This window comes from Bacteroides sp. 41_26, assembly GCF_949740115.1.
Taxonomy (GTDB): Bacteria; Bacteroidota; Bacteroidia; order Bacteroidales; family Bacteroidaceae; genus Bacteroides; species Bacteroides nordii.
In genome coordinates this window covers 1-4,176 of the sequence record NZ_CATJGZ010000024.1, presented here as the reverse complement: position 1 = coordinate 4,176, position 4,176 = coordinate 1, and the positions used below count along the sequence as shown (strand labels likewise).

Genomic DNA, 4,176 nt, shown 5'->3' with positions numbered 1-4,176 from the left:
TTGAAAAATGAGAGAAAAGAGATAACTAATTGATTTATAAAGTTAATAACAAATAAAAAAGTATTCAATTATTAGGAATACAACATAGAAGATATGAAACCGATTAAAATAAATTTAGTTCTTTTATTCCTACTGGTAACTTTGCATATACAGGGAGAAAGTATTTATGTTGAAAATGCAGGTAGTTTATCCGCATTGATAGGTGAGAAAAAAGATACGATGACAGAGCTACAACTCTCTGGTTCTCTAAATGGGACTGATGTGAAGTTTATTCGTGAGATGGCTGCTCTTGTCTCTATAAATATGAAGGAAGCTAAAATTGTATCAGGTGGAGAATCGTATGATGGTACGTATTATACGAAAAATGATACTATTGGCGTTGGAATGTTTTCTAACATGAAAACCTGGACATCTGTAATATTGCCCAATGGAATAAAATGTATTGATTCTTTTGCATTTGCCCAATGTGAAAACCTGGAGTCTATTGTTTGGGCAGAGACGGTGACAATGATCGGTGGCAGTTGTTTTGAAGGTGATAAGAAACTTCAGAATGTAATCATACCCTCGGCATGTACGACTATTGGTTCAAGTGCCTTCGCTTATTGCAGTTCGCTTACATCCATAAATATTCCGGATGGCATAACGGTAATTCCGTATAGCTGTTTTTCGAGTTGTACTGAGATGTCCACTATAACTGGGTGTAAAAACGTTTCGAGCATAGGGGAGTATGCTTTTGCTAATAGTCACCTGACTTCTTATCCTTTTGGAAATAGTTTAAAATCAATAGACCGTTCTGCTTTTCAATATTCTTATTTAGTTTCTGTTACTATTCCCGGAAGCGTTCGTACGATAGGAGAATATGCTTTTTATGCTTGTTCTTACTTAGAGGAAGTGATTTTTGAAGATGGGAATACTTTTGTAGGCAGCCATATGTTTTTGAGGTGTAAACAGCTAAGTAAAGTTTCTTTGGCGTCGACTATTACCCGGATTGACTATGGGGCCTTTTGCGAAGCAGGTATCGAAACAATTGCTCTTCCTGCCGGATTAACCGATTTGGTAGAGGCTTGCTTTTACGAGTGTCCGAATCTCGTCAGCATCGATATACCAACTGGGGTCACCCGGATAGGCGAAAACATGTTTGGAAAATGTAAAAAACTACAGTCTGCAAAAATTCCGGCTACTGTGAATACTATAATGGGAGGAAGTTTTAAGGAATGTAGCTCTTTAAGTGAGGTAATTTGCCTGAATCCTACTCCTCCGAGTTTAGGAGTGGAGGTTTTTTTAGGACTCCCTCTTGCAACGCGTAATTTGACTGTTCCGGATGACTCGGAAGCACTTTATGCCGCTGCAGATCAATGGAAAGATTTTTATAGTGAAAAACCAACTTTAGTGATAGATGGAAACAAGGGCACAGTGGGAGTGATTGATGCCGGAACTTTAGAAGAAATAATAGCTGGGAATATGGATAATATAGAAGAACTCGTCATCTCCGGACCATTAAACGGAACTGATTTTCGTTTCATCCGATCTATGTTTACTGATAACAAATTGTTTGGATTAAACATAGAACGGGCTACCATTGTGAGTGGGGGAGATAGTTATCTTGTGTATAATGATATCTCTTATAATACAGAGGATAATGTTGTTGGGGTATTTATGTTTAGGGGGTTGGAACAGATCAGAAGTATTGTGTTACCCAGTAACCTGACTTCCATTGAAGCAAGTGCGTTTACTGGTTGTAGTAATCTGACAACTGTGAAGATACCTGAAACGGTGACAAGGATTGGTGCTGCTGCTTTTTATACATGTTATTCGCTATCTGATGTAGAGCTTCCTCCTCACCTGACAAGTATTGATGATAATGTTTTTTGGAGTTGTGCAAGTCTGAAAGCGGTTACACTTCCGGCTGGAATAAAGGCAATAGGAACAAGGGCATTTTATGAAAGCGGAATTCAGGAAGCCAATATTCCTGAAGGAGTGGCTACTATAGGTAAACTGTCTTTTGGTAGCTGTGGATCTCTGGCTTCAATAACAATTCCGGCATCTGTTACTTACATTAACCCAAATGCTTTAGAGAAGTCACTATCACTTACATCCATTATTTGGAATACATCTGAAGCAGTACAACAATTTATTGATCTGTCTGATTCTAATTGTCTGCTATATTTGAATTCGGATGCAAGTGTATCGACAGGTATTACCAAGATTAAAAATGTAATTCGGAATGGAGTGGCTGATAATATAACATTGGTATCTGGCAAGCCATTTCATTGCCCGATCGCTTTTAAAACGAAGAAAATTTCTTATGAAAAGGACTTCTCGTTAACTTCTGGAATAGCAGAAGCGGCTGGTTGGGAAACTATAGTTTTACCTTTCAATGTGGAGTCTTATTACAATGAGGAGAAAGGAGCGCTTGCACCATTTAGTAGTGGGGGAGTAGGTACTAAACCTTTCTGGTTGCGAGCTTTGACTGATCAAGGATTTGAAGATGCAAGTGTATTAGAGGCGAATAAACCTTATATAATCTCTATGCCTAACAATAATGACTATGATAGTAATTATAACATTGTAGGTACGGTCTCTTTTAGTGCAGAAAATGAGGATGGAATTACCATTCCTGCTACCCCGAAAGCCATGTACAAAGGCGAGTTTGTTGATTATTCGTTAGTGCCTACTTATGAGCTGATAAAAGCGAGTGACATGGTTTATGCACTTAACACATCTATGTATAGTAAAAAACCTGCAGGTAGTGTTTTTGTCAGATCTTTGCGCGATGTTACTCCTTTTGAGGCATATGTTGTTAGTAAGGAGGCTTTAAAGACTGCGCCGGCAATGTATAGCATTGGGGGCGCCAGAGGAGATATCACCGCTTTGGAGAAAATACTTCTGAAAGAAGCTAATACCCTTCATATTTATGCGCAAGGTAATACCTTATATATTGAAACCGACAAACCTCGCCTAATCTCAATCTATGGAGCGGATGGAATCCGAGTTCGTTTGGTTAGTGCTCAGGAAGGTAAAAACGCAGTCAACAACCTTCCTGCTGGTATCTATTTCCTTGAAGGCAAAAAAGTCATTATAAGAAATTAACTGGTAAATTTATGTTTGTTTTTTAATATCCTTGCCACCGTTTGGGAAAACATGTGGCAAGGAGTTTTTTTATTATACAGCAACTTTGTTTCAGTGCATGAATTTACTTTTTGAGTTTATATGTATACTGGAAAATTCACTCGCAGCTGTCCTCTTTCGTTCACTTCAAAATGATCCCCTAAAAACTTTTAAGAGGAAAATTTAAACAGACTTTTTAATTAGGTAAGTTCCTTTAATTGAAACCTTTCCATCGGTATTATTCTATCTTTTGTATCGTTTTACCGTAGAGGAAAGTTTTTTTCTTTTTTCTCGTCCTCCGTTCATATTCTTCAATCCGATTCTGTCAAATATATCTTACCGGTTCAACTTAAGCCATTGTTATAAGAGATTCACATTGCTTGTGAATGAGATTTTCAAAGAAAAATCCCGTATTCTTTCTGTCTTTATAAAGAATATCCAACTTGTACAATGCTCTTATCCTTATCAGTATGCTTTTATATATGTAAGCAATAGCTTTAATATGAGAATAACTCAAAGATAAAGAAACCACAACACCCGGATGTTGTTATAGAAAACATCCGGGTGTTGTGCATTAAAACATCCGGGTGTTTTTGGTAACAACATCCGGATGTTATGAATATAAGAAAGGTGTATTATCACTTGTATGATCTTGGCATTTAACGTGTTATATATGTATATTCATAGATAGTATAATATACTACTTATCTGCTGTAATTTACAGAGTGTATTTCTAAGTTAAGTTTTGTACATATGAAACCGGGGCTTAGCTACTTTGAACTTCTGAATTATCGGAGACGGGAGGTTATACGATGCCATTTAAAATAGATTGTTAGAGAATAATGCAAAAAGAGTATGCATTATTATTGAAAGGGTGATGCCTGTTCTCATTGGGATTTGCCATGCGTGAATATGTATTTGCTAATTTATTGCCCCTGGTATACGTGCGCGCTTATATATTATAATGTGTCTTTGTTTTCCTTTGTTTTCCTTCCTTTCTTTTTTTATGTTTTACAATACCTTTGCTTATCAGCGTATTACGATAAAATTTCATATTTATTCCAAAAT

1 protein-coding gene is annotated in these 4,176 nt (G+C 36.8%); it reads left to right on the top strand.

The annotated features are described in order from the left end of the window. The first annotated feature begins 93 nt into the window (after positions 1-93). Entirely contained in the window at positions 94-3,090 is a 2,997-nt protein-coding gene (locus QX565_RS00265) for a leucine-rich repeat domain-containing protein (protein WP_289290540.1), read from the top strand. The last annotated feature ends 1,086 nt before the right edge of the window (positions 3,091-4,176 follow it).